Origin of the sequence: Bacteroides thetaiotaomicron VPI-5482 (assembly GCF_000011065.1) — a bacterium.
GTDB classification, from domain to species: domain Bacteria; phylum Bacteroidota; class Bacteroidia; order Bacteroidales; family Bacteroidaceae; genus Bacteroides; species Bacteroides thetaiotaomicron.
The window spans coordinates 2,192,802-2,213,816 of the sequence record NC_004663.1 but is presented as its reverse complement, the minus strand read 5'-3'; the positions used below and the strand labels follow the sequence as shown (position 1 = coordinate 2,213,816).

Genomic DNA, 21,015 nt, shown 5'->3' with positions numbered 1-21,015 from the left:
GAAGAATGGAAAAACTCCACTCAATGATATCAATTACATACCTATTTCAATAATTCATTCACCATGTTTACCAGCAGTTTACCTGCTATCGGATCAGTGGTTGCCTTCTCTGTACATAAGGTTGAAACGAGAGACTTTCCTTTATTGTCGGCTATCTGTAGCAGCGTCAGTCCGCGCATAGATTCGATACGTGCGATACGTTCCTCCGGCTTACCACCGTCGATATAAGCATGGATCTTCATTTGGGCGGCGAGTTCCTTCACATTCTCATGGCGGACAGCTTTCAATGTAGCGGTGCAGGCTAGTGGAATTTCACGCTTGTTGTTATTGAAATAGCGTAATTCCAATGCACCGATTCCGTCGAATACAGGGGCATCATCCCGTTCCATCACCACAATGTCTCCCTCGGTGGGAATAATCCATCCGGTGATATATTCGGGATAGACTTTTTGTGCTGCCTCTTTGCTGTTCAGGAAGAGAATCCGACCGCCTTTTGACTGATATTCACGCAGTAATCTTGCTTCTTCATCGGTACATTCTTTCAAGCCCGATATAATGCAGAGATTAGCTTTTTGCTTGGCATTCAGTAGTTCCTTGATAGACGGTACTGTCTGGCAGGCGATGTTCAGGAAGTCAAGGGTAGCTTTCATATGATCCTTATCCAGTAAAAGAATCTTCTTGCTGGCTGTTACTTGACCGATATTCCATTCCTTGCGTGCCAGTAATAATCCGTATTCATTCTGCGATAAAGTGACTCCGCTTTCGGTGAGAGTGAGTTTCAGTTTTACATTAACCTTGTCTGCCGGTAAATTGGAAGGCATATGGATGTTCGGTTCGATGTATTTACGACCATAATATTCCACTGCCGGAAATTGTTCCGTGCCGGAAGCCAGTACCTTATTGGTTTCGTCTACAATGCTCCATGCCAGTGACATAGGCTTCAAGTCACGTCCTTCTTCATTGTCATTCACTACGTAGATACGTGTATGTAACTTCTCACCTGCATAAAGATTGCGTCCCCACAGTTCCGCACTGACAAGTACGGGCTGCATAGCACGTTGCATAGCGTAATAAGTGGGATACGGTTGTATATTCCGGTGATCATAGCATTGGCGGAACCAAGTCATATAGGCAAAGTGCATGATACCCGAAGCCTGTTCGTTGGTACGGCGGAGGGTTTCGGCCAACTCTCCTGTGATGAACGATTGTGTATTCAGGAAACTGGCGGGATTCCCCCAGTCATATGCTTCATATCCGATTAATGAATAGGGATTCTGATGAATCAGCTGATAAGAGCGGGTCGGATGACCGGTTTCAGCATTCGGATAACCCGTACTCATTTCCTGGCTGATCAACGGGCGTCCGGGAGTCTTGAATTGTTTCTGGAATTCTCCGTTGAAGAAGCGGAATACCGAATAGTCATACCAATTATAGTAGGCATGGTTGTCATCAATATCTCCGTCATCAACTGTTTTCAGAAAGTCATCACCAAAGCGTTTGCTAGCTTTGTTGTGGAGATAGTTGGAGTCGAAACATACAGGACGTGTAGGGTCAGTCTTTCTCATATCTTTCACCACATCGGATACGATGCGGAATTTTTGCTTGGCACGTTCCGTGTCGGCATCCAGATCGTAGAACTTCATTTCATTGTTCACAGTCCAGAAGAATATGGAAGGATGATTTCTGTACTTTTTCATCACGCGCAGCCATTCACTGCTCCAAAGATCGAGCACGCCTTTGTCCGGTATCGGGGTGGAGTGTATCATGAGCCACGACCAAGTGCCCTCAAAGCTGATAGCGATACCGTTGCGGTCTGCTGCCGACACCCAAAGTTCGTTCCAGGGGGTGGTATGTGTCCGGGTAGACTGTACATTCCCTTCTTTCATTAGCTTCATGAACTTGTCTGCAAGGAGCGAATCATTGGGACAGAGCGCAAAAGGAATATGGTTACCTCCACGCAGCCAATATTTGCGGCCGTTCAGATAAAGGAATCCATCTTTGCTTTCAAACGTGCGGAAACCCGAAGTTACGGTGATGCAGTCCGTCACTTTGTTTTTTCCTTCCGTCAGGCTCACGCGAAAATCATAAAGATTAGGAGTGGCAGGTTCCCAAAGTTTGGGTTTCAGTCCTTTGATATCACAGGTAAATGTTTCTTGTGCGCTTGTCGCTAATGAGAGTTTGCTACGTACAGGTGCACCGTACAGTGTTTCCCCCGTCTGTTTGTCTATAATATCTACACGGATATCGAAGTTTTTCTTTTTGGGCGCATGATTTTTGATGGTGACATCTATTGATGCACCGTCCAGAGCCGGCTTGATAAAGATATCTTCTACTTTCAGCGGGTTGCTGACAATGAGTTTCACGGGCTGCCATATACCGGCAGGGTTATCACCATAGAATCCATGAGGGATGTCTGTCAATACGGCTTTGTTGGCCTGTTGGTCGTTTTGGTTATCCTCCACTTCCTTGCGTACTGACGAATAGTAGTTTTCCATGGCGTCACTGGTTTGTGCGGCTTTTCCGTTGATGTCACGTGTCACTTTTACTGCGATCAGGTTGCGTCCCGGACGCAGGAATCGGGTGGCGTCTACTTGGAAATCACCGAACATACCGATGTTGGAACCTGCCGATTCGCCATTAATATATACTTCCGCCATTTTGGATACGGCGTCGAATGAAAGAGTCAGCTGTTTTCCCTTCACGTCGGCGGGCAGTTCCAGCCATTGGCGATACCAGGCAGCACCGGTTTTCCGGTAGTTGAACGTATAGTTCTCGCATCGGTCGGTTTCTTGTTGGTAGTAAGTGTCCGATACCCCTTTATGTTGCGGACCGGTGGGCGATGGCATGGTTTCTCCATGCAGCCAGATACGGATAGGGTTCCAGAAAGCGGGAACAGGCATTATATGCCAGTCGTTGTCGTTAGTCTGCATGGAGATGGCCTTCGTCTTATCGTTCAGTTGGTAGTCGGGCATGAACAGCCAGTTTCCGTCCAGCGATAGTTCGGTGCGGTCGGCAGTTAGTTTATCCAGTTTGACCGAGGTGTATTGCGCCCGCTCTTCGCGGCGTATCTTTTCCTTTTCCTGTGTGGTGAGTGCCATACGATACTCCTGAACCTTGACATCTTTGAGAGCGTCTTCTGCCAATGGGGTGACAGTGAGGTCATCAAATTCCGTATCTATCCATCCGCCTCCCAGTGCTACTTCACCGGTAGGAGCCAGGTTGCTGTTTTTGTCCTCCAAATCAATGTGAGGAAGCTTTTCGTCGTTTACAAAAACCCGGATACGGTTACCGCATACTTCCACTTTCACTTTGTACCACTCTCCCGGCACGGGGTGAAAGCCCAGCGGACGGACTCCCATGAATTCGTCTGTACCCATATATCCGGTACGCATCAAGTAGAGATCGTCTTGCAACCCGCCTTTGATACCTACCACATAACGGTCAAAACGGTTATGTGTACGGAAGCCTGCCCATATCTGTACCTGTTCGGCGTCTTTCGGGGCACGTGCCTTGAAGGACAGGGTATAATCTTTCCACTCAGGATTGCCGAAAAGGGCATAAGCGCTGCGCGAATGAAATACTCCGTCGTTCACCCGACAGACACCACGTCCCACCATATTCAGTGGTTGGGAGGCATTGGAGAAATCATTGCTCCATACGGTTTGATCTTGGGCTTGCGTTGTCAGACCGGACAGGCTACAGGCGCAAGCTAAAAATACTTTGCTAATTTGTTTCATGATATGATTTTGTAGTTTTAAAGTTCATTGTATTTAAGTTTATGATTTGGCAAAGACTGTAATTCACGGGTTGATCACGAAAAATGATGTGGCAAATATAGAGACAGATAGTTAAGTGAGAGCTTAATTTTCGCTTAATTGATTATTAAATATCCCTTAAATGTAGAATTTATGCAAATAAGTATGCTGAAGAGGGGATAAAAGTTAGCTGTAGTTATAAATATTCCTGTTATTCCTTATTATATAGGAAACTTATATTATATGAGAAATAGGGAATAGTACAACTTAAAGCTTATATCATGGGGAGCGCTTTGAAAATCTATCAGGAATAACGCCATTGTAATACTAAAAATCCACATCTTATATAATCGGATAAGTCACTAATTGGATATCTCCTAATTTGTGTTATGTTTGTATAGTATTTGCCTTATTTACCTTTTTAGCCTTTCTACTTGAAATATTCTTCTTTTTGCAGGAAGTGAATACTCATTTAGATAAAGAAATAGGGTGTGGACAGCATACTACAGGATATAAAACTTCCCCCTTTTCCTGAAATTAATACCTAAGATTGCGAAAAATTATAAGAAGATAGTATTAGTTTTAAAATTAATTAGAAATTAATCAGAGTTTAATCGTATTTTATAAAAAATCTTAAGCAGGCTCTTGTTACTTTGCATCAGAACTCAAAAATAACCTTAAATATTAAGTTTGTTCAGTCGACGCTTTCTTAAATAATAGATAAAAAGGGTGTTTTCGAGGTGTAACAAATAGCAAATGTATAATATAAAAAAGAGACCGTGAAAAATTATTTGAAAATCACGATGGGGCTTGTATTAGCTTCCATGATTGTTAGCTGTTCTGATGAGGACAATACTATTGTTCCTGATACTAATCCGGACCCGGTTATACCGACAGAAGGGACGTTCATACTTCCTGCTCCTGCGGTAGAGAGTAATATTCCCGAACATAGTTTTTTGATGGGGGCGCTGTTCAGCTATCAGAAGAATCTCCGCAATGGAGAAGATGCTGCCAGTGGCGGGACTAGTTCTACTACCTTTTATAATAAGCCGCTTTTCGAAGTGAAGTCTTTTGGTGCTACGGAAACAGAGTGGTGGGATAACTTGGTAGAAGAGATGGTGTATAGTGGTTTGGATTATGTAGCTCCCAATTGCCGCGGACGCTTGCCGAAGGCGGACACTGATCCTGCTTATGACAGAGATCATGGCGATCCTACCCGTATCAAAGACTTCGTTGCTGCTTTACAGCGTCGGAATGAAGAAAATCTGAAGATCGCCATCTTCGATGACTGTCCGGCTTCCTGGGCGGCTGCCCGCAATTTTGACTTGTATCAGACCTATGCTACATTCATTAGTGCGGAAACTCAGCAAAACAAGGGACTGACCGATGAAGAGGTGATGTATCCGCTGGACAATTTGGACGATATATATAAGTATATATGGGATTACAATATAAAACTGGCCTTCGATAACTTTTATGGCGAGAATAAAGCCAATAACAAGTATCTTCTTCGCATAGACGGCAAACCTGTCCTGTTTTTGTGGAGCATCAACGGTTTCCTTAATGTAGACTATGCTGCATTGGGCAACAAGAAAATTGACTGTAAAGGCAAATTAAAGGCCATTCTGAACAAGATTCATGCTGACTTCAAGTCTGCTTATGGCGAAGATCTCTTTATTTGTGCCGACAGAGCCTTTCAGGACCGTGATAAAGAGGTGGACGAATCAGTCGTAGAATCACTGAACGATTGGTTTATTGCCTCTGAGCAGGCTCCCACCCGTAGTTCCTGGACGGTACGTACCTTCAATGGAAAAACTGTAGGTGTGGCTGTTCCGGCTTTCTATACCAATGATAAATCGGGTACCCGTATGTTTTTTGATGCAGATCACGGCAAACGTTTGACGGATGCTTTGGACGATATGGTTGCGAAGAATGCTGATCTGGTCTTCCTGGAAGGTTTTACCGATATGGCCGAGAATGCCGCTTATTGGAGAAGTACCGACAACATTTACTATGACTTCCCCAACCAGCGTCTGAACATTCTCCGTAAATACAGTAGCAGCCGGGCATGGGCCGAATCATTCCGTGTAGAAATGGAGGCCTGCGATTACTTCTTCGATGTATCTGCTAAGAATAGCGGTAATCAATACCGTACCGGAAGTCTGGATGTTGCCAAAATAGCCGGTGTGGCTCCGGATAAGAACACCGAATGGTATGTCACCAGCACAGAGGCGGGTGAGTGGATGGAATGGAAAGAACTGCCTTATGCTGCCGGAGATATCACAGTCAAGGTATGTTATGCTGCCAAAGAAGATGCTAAAATCCGTTTTGACTTTGGCGAAGGCACGAAAAGAAGACAAGGGCCTGTCGTAGAACTTCATGCAACCGGAGGCGAATGGGTTACTGTCGACGCTTTCACCATGAAGAGCGATGTGAATGGCTGGCGCCGTACAGTGCTGAACATTGTGGCGGGCAAACCTGATTTGAACTACTTCACCATCACTGTAGAAAAATGAAAAGAACAAATTTATTAATTATAAACTTAAGCTAATATGGAGAAACTTTATCTGAAAAGAAGCTGGAGGATAGGGACGTGCCTGATGGTATTGCTCACGTTCTTCGCACTTTCACTTTCGGCGCAAAACCGAAAGGTCACTGGAGTCGTTGTTGACGAGTTTGGTGATCCGCTTCCAGGTGCTAATATTACGGTGGTTGGAAACCAAAACTTAGCTACTGCGACAAATATGGAGGGACAATTTACCTTGAACAATGTGCCGAAAGATGCTATTCTGAATGTAAGATTCATAGGCTATGCTGTAAAGACTATCAGACTGGCTACCTTGAAAAACAATGATCTGCTGCGCATCGTTCTAAGTGAGGATGTCAAAGAACTGAACGATGTCGTGGTTACGGCATTGGGCATCAGTCGTGAATCCAAATCGTTGGGATATGCCCGTCAGTCCATTGACACGGAATCTCTGCTGGATACACGTGACCCGAACTTATTGAATAGTCTGAGCGGTAAAGTTTCGGGCGTTAATTTTATTTCGAATGGCGGTCCGTTGTCTTCTACCCGTGTGGAGATTCGTGGTAACAACTCCCTGACCGGAAATAACCAGCCGTTGTACGTAATTGACGGTGTGCCCATCATGAACCCGATGGGAGAAGATGGAGACTTGGACTATGGTAATCCTGCTTCTGCTATCAGCCCGGACGATATTGAATCAATCGAAGTTTTGAAAGGTGCCAATGCGGCTGCCTTGTATGGATCTGATGCTGCCAATGGCGTTATTCTGATCACTACCCGTAAAGCTACCAAGAAATCCGGACTCGGTGTTTCTTATGGCTACAATATGCAGTTTACTTTCTTGCGTGAATTTCCTGCCTATCAGAATGTTTATGGTTCGGCCAGCCTTCCGGCTGTCGGTGTGGGTGACGGATTCAACTATTATGGTTCCAACTCAAAGAACGGTTATGCTTATGACCCCAGCCTGCCTTATGGTATTTTTGTATTTAACTGGGCGAATCCGAACCAACGCTCATGGGGGCTGCCGATGTTAGGCTTTGATCTGGTGGGACGTAATAATCAGATACGTTCTTATGTACCTAATAAGGATGGTATCACGGATATGTACGAAATGGGTGTAGCCATGACTCATAGTGTTTCGGTCAATAAGGTGTTCAATGGAGCAGGTATCCGTTTCAACTATACGGGTATCGACTACGACGGAATGCTGAAGAACTTTGATAACATGAAGCGTCACACATTTGACCTGCGTGTGAATATGGATCTGGCTAAATGGCTGTCCAGTGAAATCTCCGTTAACTATCAGCTGGAAACAGCCGATAACCGTGATTATAAAGGTGACAGTAACCGTAACCCGATGCGTGCCATCATGAATATGCCGCGTGACGTCGTTATGGAGGAATTACTGCCGTGGAAGCGCGAGACAGGTGAAGCCTTCACGCGTGGTAACGGATTCTACAATCCTTACTGGCTGCTGAACGAAATCAGCAATGGTGACGGCCGTAATAACTTCCGTGGTAACCTGACTCTTAATATCAAACCGATTCAGGGAATGAATATCCGTTTGCGTGCCAGTGTAGAAAAGGCAAACAAGAACGGTTGGAAGTTTGACAATTATTATACCATGTGGGATATCGACGGACAGTACGAAACTTTCCGTGAAGCCTCCAACAACTACAATTATGAAGGAGTTATTTCTTATAACCGCAATATCAAGAAGGTCAGCCTCAGTGCTAACTTGGGTACTTCTATGCAAAAGAATGACTGGTATAAACTCTGGAATCAGGTTTCTCAACTGGCAGCTCCGGATGTGAAGTCATTGTCCAACAATGCCTCTATATTGAGTGGAACGGAAAGTGTGAATGCGAAAGAGAAACAGTCCGTATTCGGTATGTTGTCTTTGGGATATCATGGTTTGTTTGTAGACGGAACTTTCCGTAACGACTGGTCAAGTTCTTTGCCGAAAGCTAACAATTCTTACTTCTATGCCTCCGGTAGTGCCAGTGCCGTGTTGACGGAAATCTTCCCCAAGCTGAAGAGCAAGACATTCTCATTCGCCAAGTTGCGCGGATCTATTGCCCGCGTGGGTAACGATGCTGGTTTCGACCGTTTGATTAACAGTTACAGTTACGGAGGATTGTTCCGTAATGACATGGCGTGGTTCCAGGGTGACGCCGTACGCAAGAATCCGAACTTGAAACCGGAAACAACCATCTCAAAAGAAATCGGTGCGGAAGTTCGTTTGCTGGACGGACGCCTGACAGCAGATGTTACTTACTATGACAAATACACTCGTGATCAGATTGTCGAGTCGGAACTTTCTTATTTATCCAATTACCAGCGTGTAATCATCAACTCCGGTAAAATCTCCAACAAGGGTTGGGAAATCTCCGTGAGCGGTGTGCCGGTGAAGGTGAAGAACTTCGAGTGGAAAACCATTTTCAACTGGTCAAAGAACAATTCCATGGTAGAATCATTGCCCGAAGGTATCGACAAGATACAGATTGGTAGCGGTGTGTACAACGTGAAGTCTTATGCGGAAGTAGGCAAGCCCTACGGTGCTATCTATGCGAAGACATTTAAACGCGATGCCGAAGGATACATCCTTTGTCAGCTCGACGGGTCGCCGAAAGAAGGACAGGACTATGAATATTTAGGTTGTGTACAGGCTGACTGGCGAGGTGGCTGGAACAACGTGTTCCGTTTGGGTAATTTCTCCTTCTCTGTTATGTTCGACTTCCAGAAGGGTGGTAAGTTCTTCTCACAGACATCCATCCAGAGTTCTGTAGACGGACAATCCGTCAAGTCATTGGAAGGTCGTGACGCGGATTTCTTCTCCAGAAAGATTTTGGGTGAGTCGGACGAAGAACGATATGGCTTCATGCGTCCTCAGAACGCCAACACACCGACCGCAAACGGGCAGATTTATCCTGACTGGGGACGTCCTAAAGGGGTAGTTCTTCCTAATTGCCGTTATGACGAAGACGTAGAAGGGCTGGCAGGACAACAAGTATTGGGTTATTGTACCCCCGAACGCTATTGGATGCACTATACCTCTCGTGATATTTCCCGTTTCATCTACGATGCTTCTTATGTGAAGTTGCGTGAAATCACTGTCAGCTACGATTTACCGAAAAAATGGCTGAGAAAGACTCCGTTCCAGACATTCCGTGTGGCGGCTGTCGGACGAAACATTGCTACCTTGTTTGCCAATACACCGCACGGGCTTGATCCGCAGGCAACGAGTACAACAGGAAATGCACAAGGTTTCGAACGTGGTTTCAACCTGCCTTCCGCAACCTATGGATTTGATATTAAAGTTTCTTTTTAAATTCGTAAAGCATGAAATTGAAAAACAAAATATTACCGTTACTCCTGCTGGCATCGACTGCCGTGGGGTGTACGGACGGTTTCGAAACCATCAACTCGGACCCGAACAAATTGTATGAGGTAAATCTGCAGAGTATTTTCCCCGGTACGGTTTACAAGACAATGAATGCAATCAGTGAATTGAATAATAACCGTATGTGGAGTTATTCACGTTACATTACTAACGTCGCTTTCCAGACACCGTGGAACGAAAGGGGAGACGGATTCTACCGTAAGTTTTATGTAGAGATTCTGCGCGACCTGGAAGAGTTGGCAAAAGCATACGATGATGGCTCTTTGCCTAACAGTCTGGCTGTTGTAAAGACATGGAAAGCATTCACTTACTACCAGTTGCTGTCACTCTATGGTCCGGTCGGACTGAGCCATGCCGGTATGGACGGAGGAACGGACAAGCGTATCTTTGACTATGATTCGGAAGCCGATGCTTACTATTCCATTTTGGGTTGGCTGGACCAGGCAGTCGATGAGTTCGACGAATCATCTACTGATAAGATTCTGAAAGACCCTGTTTATAACGGAGATGTACAGAAATGGCGCAAACTGGCTAATACATTACGCCTGGAGATAGCCATGAATATCCAGAATATCAGCGAAGAGAAAGCACGCGAATATGCTGCGAAATCTATGGGACATGAAGAATGGCTGTTCAGCTCTCTGGACGATGCGTTTGCTCCCAAATATGGAACGGTGATCGACAAAGACTGTTCCTGGTATTACACTCGTTTGTATAAAGAAGAAATTCAGACGAAAGCAAACTGGGGGCTGATCCCTTCCATGAACGAATATTTCGCCATTTACCTGTTCTCATACAACGATCCGCGTATGGAGACTTACTTTGACGGCTCCAACGTTTATTGGCCGGAACGCCAGCCTTATCGTATGACGGATGTGCTGACTCGTTCACACGACTGTGATGTGAGCGGTTGTTCCGCCAGCGATCAGCAGGAACACCTGCAATGGATGATAGATGGATATGAAGTGCGTGATTCATTGCGTGTACGTTACTCTATTCCATACGTTCCTACACCGGACAATCCGGGCGCCCGTACACCGTTCGGCTGGAGAAGACCGATCGACCCGACCGACCCGAATGGTACAAGAGAAATCCCTGATCCGTTGTCAATGAACGAAGACAACAGATGCTACATCAACCCGAGATATTATGCAATGGACGCTACGATGCCTTTGCTGCGCTGGGCAGATGCTTGTTTCCTCTGCGCTGAAGCGAAAGTGAAGTTCGACTTGGGATCCAAGGATGCACAGACCTATTATGAAGAAGGCATCCGTGCTTCGTTCGAAGAGAACGGCTTGTCTGCTTCTGCTGCTGCCTATATGGCTCAGGAAGGAATCGCCTGGGGAACCAGTCATAAAGGATTCTATGATACCCGTAAACTGATGACTGCCGACATCAACGGAGCAGACGGTAAGGACGGACAATTGGAACAAATCTACAAACAACGCTGGTTTGCCGACTTCCTGGATGGAATGTCTGCCTGGCGTATGGAACGCCGCACACGTGCATTGAACCTTCCGCCTCTGTTCCTGAACGGATCTCAGGCTTATGAAGAAGGCGGAAATATGTACTACGGCTGGCCCGAACGCCTTTACTTCCCGGATGCGGAACGTCAGACAAATGCAGAGGCTTATTACAGAGCTATTGATTTGTTACAGAAGAATAGTCCGAAACCTAATGCCGCCCGTTGGGGAGACAATATCTTCACGATGCTTCAGTTCGCAAAACCTGTACCTAACCAGGAAGAGATGATAGCCGGATGGGAAAACAGCGATTATGTACAGTTCAACATGGATTTCCAAGCCAAGAAGTATGGACAGACTTATGAAGAGTTCTTGAAGAATGCCCGTGAGCTGACCGGTATCAAGGAGGCTGAAGAGGCTTTGGACAAGGCTTACAACTTCTTGATAGAAGCTACACTTTTAGTTTATAAGGTAGAAAAGTAGTAATTAAGTAATGACTGAAAAATGAAAAAGTATAAGATTTTTAATAAGACAGGTCTTGCAATATGCCTGACGTTGGGACTGGTGGCCGGATCGGCCTGTTCACCGACAGATGACGGTCCTTCCATCGATGATCATTTCTTGAACTATGAGATTCCGCAAATCAGACCGAGCAGCGATATTCCGGTAGGAGCCATTTATTGGAACTTGGGTAGTACGGGTGTGGATGAAAAGAAGTATGCGCGGTTGATTGGTGAATATAATCAGAGCGGACAGTATCCACAGCTTTGTCCGAATGTGCGTCCGGTGCTGGGACGTTATTCGATGGATATCAATAAAGCCGAAACAGCCGATTTGATTCAGCAGCACCTTACCTGGGCAAATAATGCCGGTATCAATTTCCTTATCTTGCCGAACATCGGTCTGGATACCAGTAAGGGAGATTTGCTGAACGAAGGTAACGTGAATTTCGTGAACTATATGGCGGGACTGAATCCCAACTCGGAAGGTATCGAATGGGGTGGCTTGCGTTATGCGGTTTCTATGGATATGAATAACTTCGCAAACGGACTTAACAACACCGCCATGATAGAAGACGATGCCGATGAAAATGGTGTCTCTGCACGTTGTGAGCAACTTTACAGCTTTTTTGTCAACCTGACAAGCCGTTTCTGTACGAACAACGATCTTTACTATACTGTAGACGGCAAACCGATGATTGTTGTCTGGAATGCTGACAAGTTGTATGCACGCGATTCAGAGAAACTCTATAATACGATCCGTGAAAGAGTGCGTGAAAATGTAAAGGACGGCAATGGCAATGGACTGGAGATCTATATTTTAGCACGTCAGGAACGTTGGACACCTCCTGCACGCTGGCATAACTTCTTCCTGAGCGGAAAAGTGGATGCTGTGTACATGGATAATATGTACAATCAGACCGACTGGTTCCGCCCTACCTGCTATCCGCAGTGCATCGACCAGAACTTTAAGTACAACCGCGAATATGAGTGGGCTAATTACGGAGTAGACTTCGTACCTAGCGTTTCACCTTCGTTCAATCAGTGGATAGATGGTGATGGAACTCAGTTCTATAACTTCCCGGTGGTATTTAAGGATGAAGATATGTTCCGTAAGATGTGTAATGTTGCCAAGATGAACTTGGGAAAGCGTCCGATGGTCATCATCGATTCTTTTAACCGTTGGAATGTGGATCAGGCTATCGAACCGACTGACCCGAATTACGGGAATGGATACGGTATGAAATACCTTAATATTGTAAAAGAAGAATTTAAAGTGAAATAAGCATGAAAGCGATAAATTTTATCAATTGGAAATATATCGGCTTGACCGGATGTTTGGTGGCATCGTTACTGACTGCATGTGGTGACGATGAAACTGGTCCGGAAGTGGTGACGCCGCTAGAGCCTAAATTGGAGATCGTGAACGAAGCGTCCACCTTCAGTTTCTCTTCTGCGGGAAATTCCGCTCAAGTACTGACATTCAACGCCAATCAGGATTGGCATATCGTATTGGATGATTCGGAAGGTGTGGATAATAGCTGGGTAGTGCTGTTTGAACGCGAAGGAACGGCCGGCGAAGGCAACAAAGTATGGGTAGCTGCAGCCGAAAATGTGGAACCGGATGCACGCCGTGCTAATTTTTCTCTCGTGTCCGGTGGCTTTAAGTATGATTTCGTTATCTATCAGGCACAGAAGGATGCGGTGGTAATCACCGACCCGAAGGCCTACGAAAACCTGGATGCCGGTGAGCATATCATTTCCGTAGAGTTTGGAATTAACACAGGAGAGTATAAAACCAGTTTCCTCTATTCCGGTGACACGGGCTGGATCATGCCGACGGACGAACGCCCCGCAGGCGAACCGGAGACACGTGCGATGGAAAACCATACACTGTACTTTAAGGTGTTGCCGAATCAGAAGTTTGATATTCGTAGAGGTACCATTGAAATCTCTTCGAAAGATAATGATAATGTAAAGGCTACGATGAATATCTTCCAGACCGGTCTGCCCAAACCTGTCATTACGGTCGATAACAAGGAAATGTTCACTAACCTGGCATCGAAAGAAGATTCGATTCTGTTGAAATATAAAGCAACCAATACCAACGGACCAAGGGATTTGACGATTGATATTGATAAGAACGATCAGGATTGGATTTCGTTCAAGCCTGCTATAGATGCCAAGGGCGACTCTACCTTCCTCGTTTCCGTGAAAGAAAATACCGGTGGCGAACGTACGGCAACGATCGCGCTTTGTGCCGCTGCCGACAAGAAGGTGAGAGAAGAGTTTATCGTGACTCAAGCTCAGGCAAGCGATGTGGAATTGGTTATTACCAACAAGAACGATTTCAGAACAAGTTTGGATAAGCTGGGCAGTGCCGCTACCGTGAAGTATAGCGTACAGTCTACGTTGACCGATCCGAAGAACGAGATTTTGGTGGATATCGTATATCCGGAAGAAAGTGGCTATACGGCAGAGAATGGTTGGCTGCACATGGCAAACAACTCGATGCCCGAACGTGTCATCTTCACGTACGATGTGAATAAGGTACTGAGAGAACGTCAGGCTACCGTTTACATCTATCGCAAGGGTTATGAAAACAAGAAAGACTATATGGTTATCCGTCAGGCTGCGGCCACTCAGATTGAAATTCCGGCTCCGGGAGGTTTGACAAATGTATTGCAGAGTCTTATTGATGACGAAATCTATAAAGATTGGGAATCCATCACTAGCCTGGAATTGAAGGGCAGACTCAACGATACCGATTTGAACTTACTGAAGAACATGATGACAGCGGGTAAGGGCTACAACCTGAAAACTCTGGATATGACGGAAGTGGAGAATGAAACGCTGAAGAATGGTGTATTCAACGGATGTAACCTTCTGGAGAATATTTCATTCCCGACAGGATTGCAATACGTACCGAGAGAAGCTTGTCGTAACTGTACCAAGCTGAGAACGGTAGTGGTGAACGAAGGTCCGACTTATATCGGTCGTCACGCGTTCGGTAACTCAGTAGTAAATGAAGCTTGGTTCCCGAGTACCATGACTTATGTTTACGGATACATCTTTGATAATGTGACGGCACTCAAGACTTTGCACTTGAAGTCATTACCGTTCCAGTGTAAGGAAGTTGCCCGTAGTGATGCCGACGAAGGTGCTACCCAACCGACAACCTGGTGTACTGTCTTTAAGACATGGCCGAGCACGGTATATGTACCGATGGAATATCTGGAATATTACAAGAATCCGGACCCGAAACACGTAGTTTCCATGCACTTCCAAGACCTGTTGAATACATTGACATCCGAATCGGAAGAATGGACGAAGGGACCGAAGGTTCAGCAACCGTACTTGAAGTCCAATTCGGCATTGAAGAGCAACTTTACTTGGGGATCATCTGCCACTACTATCATGGGAGAATCCAATTGATATAGAGTCAAGTAGGTATATACTATAAAAAGAGCGGACTATCAGTCGGCGGGAAGATTCCCGCCATTGATAGTCCGCTTTTCTTTTGAGTCAGTAGTAAAGTCATGCATTGTTTCCTTGTCGATTCATTCGTAATGGTACAGTGAGGTTTTTAGTCCTATGACATAAAAAAAGAAAAGAATCATTGTCGCAATAATTCATTTACTTATTTAAAGGATAAAGAACTTTTCAAGGTCAGCATCCATATCTATACGAAAGATATTGACCGATTATGCAGTAACTTCCAATCGTTTATTAATAAATTCCTTCATCGTTTATTATAAACGTCCCCCAAGTTTATTATAAACTTGGACATCGTTATTTTAGTGATAAATATTAATTTAAAGCAACAAAAAGGGCTGCAATTCCCATAAAGAATCGCAGCCCTTAGCTTGTATCAGACTATCCGAAAAACATTATCCGAAGTGGAAATGCCTGTAATCTGTTATTATATTATACTTATTATCGCTCATTTTTCGTCTATATTATCAATGTTATCGAATTTTCTTCCGGTTTCTACTTACAAATATACAACATAAAAAGCGGTTTGTCAAGTCCTCCATGCTTCTTTCGTACATCTGATTACCTATCCATACGGTTTAGTTTAGCTCATTCCCGATTCAGATTTGAATAAATCGATAGTATCTCAATTCCCCTCCCTTCGGGAAGGAGGGGTGGCTGAAAGCCGGGGTGGTAGGTGAGCGCATCAACTTAATAATCAGCCATGTGTATTCACCTACCACCTCCCCCTACGGGTACTCCTCCTTCCCGAAGGAGGAGAATGAAGTTACTGCTGTTTTGTTCCTTTCTGTGAAGAAAGAAGTAAAGCTATACAGTTATAAATCGGCGAATGGTGTTTTATAATCTTCTCCCATCGAGTCCCGATACTCCTTGCAGAAACGGTCATACAGATTTCGTGCAATCCCTTTCTTTCCCTGTGCGGAGAATACAGCGCATTTGGCGGCCAATGCTTCTTCATTCAGCGGGTCATGCAGGAACATGATGTCTGCCAGGCGGAGAATCATGTCTGGATGGTTGCGTTGCTTTTCGATTTCAAACAGATCCTTCAACAAGTCGATGGAGTGGCTGGAGTATGTTTCTTTGAAGTCATCCAACCAATCGAGAATAGTGTTGGGCAATAATGGTCCATACAGCAGAAGTTCCAGGATCCGGTTGAGTAACTCGCTGTTTTCTTTCTCCTTGAATTGCTGGATGCGTGCAAGTACTTCGCGATAGTCGCAGAATACGTTCTCGCCCCATTTTATGTGCATGAAGTTGTTTTCCGTCACGACTTCTACATCACCGATACTCTCCAGTAATACCCGCAGTTTGCGTAAATTTACGTTACGGTTGTTGCGGGCAGCCGTCTCTTCCTTATCCGGCCATAGGATTCCCGTTGTTTTGGAGGTCAGGATACCGTTCGGATTCTTTTCCGTATATAATATCAGCAAAATAAGCAAGTGCTTCAGACGGGGAGTGAAATTGGCGGTGATATCATTTCCCTCTTTATCGCGTACGTTGAAGCACCCCAGCAATGAGATGGAAGAACGGCTACGATCGTAGTAGTGGACTATCTCTTTCGGTGCGGGCTCGTTTTCTTGTTCCGGCATTGTCGGAGTAACTTTCTCTTGATTCTCAGAGATAGCTTTTGGAGCCGTAACCGATTGAGGTGTTTCTTTTGAGATTGCGGACGATTGGATTGGCTGACGTTTGCTTCTTGAACGATAGAACAACCAGGCACCGCAACCTAGTATTGCCAGGACACCGATGACATACAGCAGATTCCACCATTTGCCGGAGCCCATTTCATCCACTGACTGCCGGATATCTATCTCGTTGACTAAAGGCATATTGATGGAATAGATCTTAATATCGTGCGTACGATTGTTCAGTATCTTGTCCAATACAAGGAACAGTTTCCTGTGAGTCGGTGAATAGTAAAGGTTAAAATCGCAGTCCTGATAATCCAGTCGGTTATTGATCGGTTTTGAAACTTCTGTATAAACAGGGCTTTTCATGGAAATTTTCCACAGTGTTCCCCCGTTGTCCGTAGATACGGCATAGAAAGAACTGTCTGCCGGCTCGAAGTACATGGAGGAAGCCATGATAGTTTCCTTGTTATCGTCTTTTTTCTCCCAGATGGTGCGGGACTGTTTACTTTTTAAATTGATGGCATACAGGCCGAGGTAGTAGTGGGTACTCAATTCCTGTTTACCATATTTGTTTCCTTTGCCTCCAAAGATATATAGTTCGTCGCCCACTACTGCCATAGCAGCCGAATAGCGGGGATAAAGCGGATGATCATATTTAATTTGCTCCATAATTTCGCTGCCGGACTTCATGCGGAACAGGTCATTACGGTATTTATAGAAGCCATATCCGCCGAAAAAGTAGAATGAGGAGTCGGCGGGATTAAATGCTTTGGCATGGTTATAGTTGTTGGGCTCTTTGGTATTCCGCACTTCGTTGCTCCACATGCCGTCGGCGAACGAAAAGCGGGAGATGATGTTTTCTGTCAGCGAGTAAGATACCAGTGCATTGCTCAGCGTATCATACAGTAGGTGGTTGGGATATTCTACGGCAGGATATCCTCCGCGTACGGCAGTCTCTTGTTTGAGTCTTCCGTCTTCGTCCAGCACTTTCACCGATTCGGGACTGACTACATAGAATAAGGCGCAACGGGCGTCGAATGCTATGCCTACTCTGCTGGAAGTCGTGATCTTATTGATTGTTTTCCATTCGATATGGTTGTCTATCAGCCAGAGAGGCTGGACAGCACGTGCAACGGCTCCCTCTTTTTCGTCATAACAGAGATTGTCGTTATGTTTCCATAATTTCCATTCTCTTGTCAGTTTGCCGTCCTGTATGATGTTGATATCCCTTAAGTTGACAGGGGCTACTTCCGCCTGATAGCCTAACATCTGTCCGAATGTAATCGTTACACTGTTTGTTTCTTGCAGGGGGAAGGTGGACGACATCTTTTTTTTGTCGTATTCTATTTCGATCACATTGTCTTTTTGGCGTAGATTCAGCGAGACATTGATCCATTTTTCCAGTTCTATGGGTTTGTCAATGATGATAATCTCATCATTGAGCATTAAAGCGGGAGCATGGTTTTGCTCGCCTGCAACAAACGAAAAGCGTATTATCTGGCCTTTGTCTGTCTTCAGATGAAGAATGGAGCCATAGTCGGCTTCATTGGCACGTATATATATATGAAAAGAAATGGTTAAGTCGTTTTTTACGGAGAAAGGTTGGTTGTCATCCAAATATAAAGTAGACCTTTCCGGTGCCGGTACGGCATGAGACTTAAGATAAAGTCCGTAATCATATAAAGGAGACGCATCCAGTCTGCCCGCTAGGCAAAGCAGGATAAAAATCAATAATTGCAGTTGATATTTCATAGTACTTCTACTTGAATCTGTTCCTATGTGGCAAAAGTACGAAAAACAATATGATATTCATAAGAATCGGGGACTTATTTTATATAACCAAAGTGTTGGAATACTCGTATATGATAGCTGTCGTCCGAAGAATATGACAAGAGGTATTGTCGAAGAATCAGATGTTATTTCGATGATTCTTCGACAAACCTCTTGCGCTTAATCGCTAGAATATAGCTACTTGATTTCTAATGATGGAGGAACATCCTCTGCTCCGCTGGCCCATGTCTTGTTGGGTTTGTTGCCCATCACCAATACTAGCTTGCCACCGCTCATCAGGTCATCATGGCTGAACCATGATTTGTTCCATTCTTTGCCATTCAGCGTGGCGGACTGGATGTATTTGTTATCAGTGGAAGCGTTCTTAGCTTCGATTTCGAAGACAGCTCCGTTGCTGAGTCTAATCTTTGCATCTGTGAAAAGCGGACTTCCGATAGTGTAGGCCGGCAATCCCGGAGTGACAGGGTAGAAGCCCAGGGAGGAGAAGACCACAAATGAAGTCATACCTCCGCCGTCCTCATCTCCCGGAATACCCATCAGGTCATTGCGGAACCATGTTTTCAGCATTTGACGGATGCGCTTCTGTGTTTTCCACGGCTGTCCGGCGTAGTTATAAAGATAAGGAACGTGCAAAGACGGTTCGTTCGCCATCGAGAATTGGCCTACATTACCCGTGTGGTCGGGCAGTTTCGCGTAGAATGCATATTTGCTCCGTCCCAGCGGTTCGGTGAAAGTACGGTCAAGGTTGGCGATGAACTGCTCGTTTCCTCCCATAAGGCTGATGAGGTCGGCTACATTGTGTGGCACGTCCCAGCGGTAAACCCAGCCGTTGTTTTCTCCATAATACTCACGGGCTCCCATGCCTCCGGGAAAACGGTAGTCGAATGGTTCAATCCATTGTCCTTCCTTATCTTTCGGATGGAAGAAAGCGGTCTCTTTATTGTAGAGATTCCGGTAGTTATACGAACATTTCAGATAGTATTCGGCCTCTTCCTTCTTGTTCAGAGCTTGGGCGATACGGGAGAGACACCACTGGTCGTAGCTGGTTCCCAGAGTGACAGCGACAGGCTGGCGCTTCTCGAAAGGATGTACGTTCGGGTCGTTTTCCGGTTCATCCACACGGAGGGCGGGGATATAACCGTTTTCACGGTAGAAATTGTCCAGCCAGCCGGCCGGTGCTCCCGACCACGGGGCGAGCGTCTTTTCTTCAATCCCTTTCCGGCAAGCTTCGTAGGCTTTTGCCGTGTCTACTTTCAACCCTTTTGCCAGTGCGTCGGCTACCGTGGCAACGGCATGATTGGAGTTCATACGGCGTGTGTCACCTGTTACTTCGGGGAAAGTAGGCATCCACATATTGCCCATTTGTTCCGCCATGCGCAGGTAGGATGCGATGATGTCTTCTTCCTTTTGTTGGTCGATCAGTGTGCGGAGAGGATGTGCGGCACGGTAAGTGTCCCAAATCCAGTCGTCGGTGTAGAAAGGAGTACCGTTGTCTTCGTGTACTTTTCCGTCGAAGGCGCTGAAGTAACGGCCGCCTTCGCTCATGCAGATAGGGCGTTCGAAGGTACGGTAGAAAGAAGAGTAGAATACGGTTTTGTCATCTTCCGTTCCTCCTTCTACTTGGATACGTCCCAACGTTTCGTTCCAGATTTGGCGTCCTGCTTCTGCCAGTGCTTTGATGTTATAGTCTTTTAATTCGCGGTGCAGGTTCTTTTCGGCCTGTTCCTCGCTGATAAAAGAAATACCGTAGCGGAGGTTGACCGTTGTGGTTCCATCGGCAAAGCGCCATGCCGCGCAGGCGTTTGCGCCTTCGGCATTATCCTTACTTGTTTCAATAGTGCCGTTTTCGAGGATGCCGGCGCTTATCGGCTTCTCCTGTGCTTCTATATATACATAGACATTGGTGTTGTCATTTAGTTGCTGGCGGCCGCTGATGAAGTTCTCGTTGGCGTGGATAGAGCCATTGCGGGAGTTTACGATGAGGTAAGCCGGTTTGTCTGCCTCGTACGTTATCCGGTAGATAGCCGACTGGTGGGAAAGCGCATATTCCGCTTTCATACGGTTGTCATCCAGTTCCACATCGAAAGAATAAGGAGTAATGTGCTCGTTGTCATAGTTGTACGTTATGACCGGACGCAGCTTTTCTCCCTGATAGGGACTGAAATTGAATGCGGAACGTTCCCGGTGATTGGTGACAATCAATGGAAGCCCCTTCAGCAGTTCGGAGGTGTAGTCGGCGCGTTCCGGGTAAACACGAAGCATACTGTTGGGTAACTGGATGGTGGGGAACGTGGGAACCAGCAGATGGCTGATGTTGCCGATATACGGGTTGACGTAATCGACCGGTGTCCGATCCGCTGTTTGCAGGCTACCGTTACATGCGCTCAGCGTTGAAATGATAGCCGCCGAGGCTAAAATGTGTGTAAGTTTCATCATATATTTATTTACTA

8 protein-coding genes are annotated in these 21,015 nt (G+C 45.6%); 5 read left to right on the top strand and 3 right to left on the bottom strand.

What is annotated here, in order from left to right; genetic code table 11:
* Positions 1-41 precede the first annotated feature (41 nt).
* A complete protein-coding gene (locus BT_RS09000; protein WP_008767767.1) occupies positions 42-3,737 on the bottom strand; it encodes a beta-galactosidase in 3,696 nt (1,231 codons plus the stop codon).
* A 797-nt stretch (positions 3,738-4,534) separates the two neighbouring features.
* Between BT_RS09000 and BT_RS08995 the strand changes: the two genes are divergently transcribed.
* Genes BT_RS08995 through BT_RS08975 form a run of 5 tightly spaced genes read left to right on the top strand, consistent with a single transcriptional unit; the run spans position 4,535 to position 15,083 of the window.
* Positions 4,535-6,271, top strand: a complete 1,737-nt coding sequence (locus BT_RS08995; RefSeq protein ID WP_008767768.1) for a DUF5010 domain-containing protein — start codon at positions 4,535-4,537, stop codon at positions 6,269-6,271.
* A 36-nt stretch (positions 6,272-6,307) separates the two neighbouring features.
* On the top strand, positions 6,308-9,613 hold the full coding sequence (locus tag BT_RS08990) for a SusC/RagA family TonB-linked outer membrane protein (RefSeq protein WP_008767769.1): 3,306 nt from the start codon (positions 6,308-6,310) through the stop codon (positions 9,611-9,613).
* Between the two features lie 11 nt (positions 9,614-9,624).
* The gene (locus BT_RS08985; RefSeq protein ID WP_008767770.1) at positions 9,625-11,631 is read left to right on the top strand and encodes a SusD/RagB family nutrient-binding outer membrane lipoprotein; all 2,007 of its coding nucleotides are present in this window, start codon (positions 9,625-9,627) and stop codon (positions 11,629-11,631) included.
* Between the two features lie 21 nt (positions 11,632-11,652).
* Complete coding sequence (locus tag BT_RS08980) at positions 11,653-12,933, top strand: hypothetical protein (protein WP_008763274.1); 1,281 nt, start codon at positions 11,653-11,655, stop codon at positions 12,931-12,933.
* Positions 12,934-12,935: 2 nt separating this feature from the next.
* On the top strand, positions 12,936-15,083 hold the full coding sequence (locus BT_RS08975) for a BACON domain-containing protein (protein WP_008767771.1): 2,148 nt from the start codon (positions 12,936-12,938) through the stop codon (positions 15,081-15,083).
* An 875-nt stretch (positions 15,084-15,958) separates the two neighbouring features.
* Here BT_RS08975 and BT_RS08970 read toward each other — a convergent pair.
* Both BT_RS08970 and BT_RS08965 read right to left on the bottom strand, forming a co-directional pair.
* Complete coding sequence (locus BT_RS08970) at positions 15,959-18,526, bottom strand: hypothetical protein (protein WP_011107969.1); 2,568 nt, start codon at positions 18,524-18,526, stop codon at positions 15,959-15,961.
* A gap of 216 nt (positions 18,527-18,742) precedes the next feature.
* The gene (locus tag BT_RS08965; protein WP_011107968.1) at positions 18,743-20,998 is read right to left on the bottom strand and encodes a GH92 family glycosyl hydrolase; all 2,256 of its coding nucleotides are present in this window, start codon (positions 20,996-20,998) and stop codon (positions 18,743-18,745) included.
* Positions 20,999-21,015: the final 17 nt, after the last annotated feature.

What these genes read in the sequence shown, in the direction of transcription:
- BT_RS08985 (WP_008767770.1), top strand. Translation starts at nt 9,625, where the DNA reads ATGAAATTGAAAAACAAAATATTACCGTTACTCCTGCTGGCATCGACT.
- BT_RS08990 (WP_008767769.1), top strand. Translation starts at nt 6,308, where the DNA reads ATGGAGAAACTTTATCTGAAAAGAAGCTGGAGGATAGGGACGTGCCTG.
- BT_RS08975 (WP_008767771.1), top strand. Translation starts at nt 12,936, where the DNA reads ATGAAAGCGATAAATTTTATCAATTGGAAATATATCGGCTTGACCGGA.
- BT_RS08970 (WP_011107969.1), bottom strand. Translation starts at nt 18,526, where the DNA reads ATGAAATATCAACTGCAATTATTGATTTTTATCCTGCTTTGCCTAGCG.
- BT_RS09000 (WP_008767767.1), bottom strand. Translation starts at nt 3,737, where the DNA reads ATGAAACAAATTAGCAAAGTATTTTTAGCTTGCGCCTGTAGCCTGTCC.
- BT_RS08965 (WP_011107968.1), bottom strand. Translation starts at nt 20,998, where the DNA reads ATGAAACTTACACACATTTTAGCCTCGGCGGCTATCATTTCAACGCTG.
- BT_RS08980 (WP_008763274.1), top strand. Translation starts at nt 11,653, where the DNA reads ATGAAAAAGTATAAGATTTTTAATAAGACAGGTCTTGCAATATGCCTG.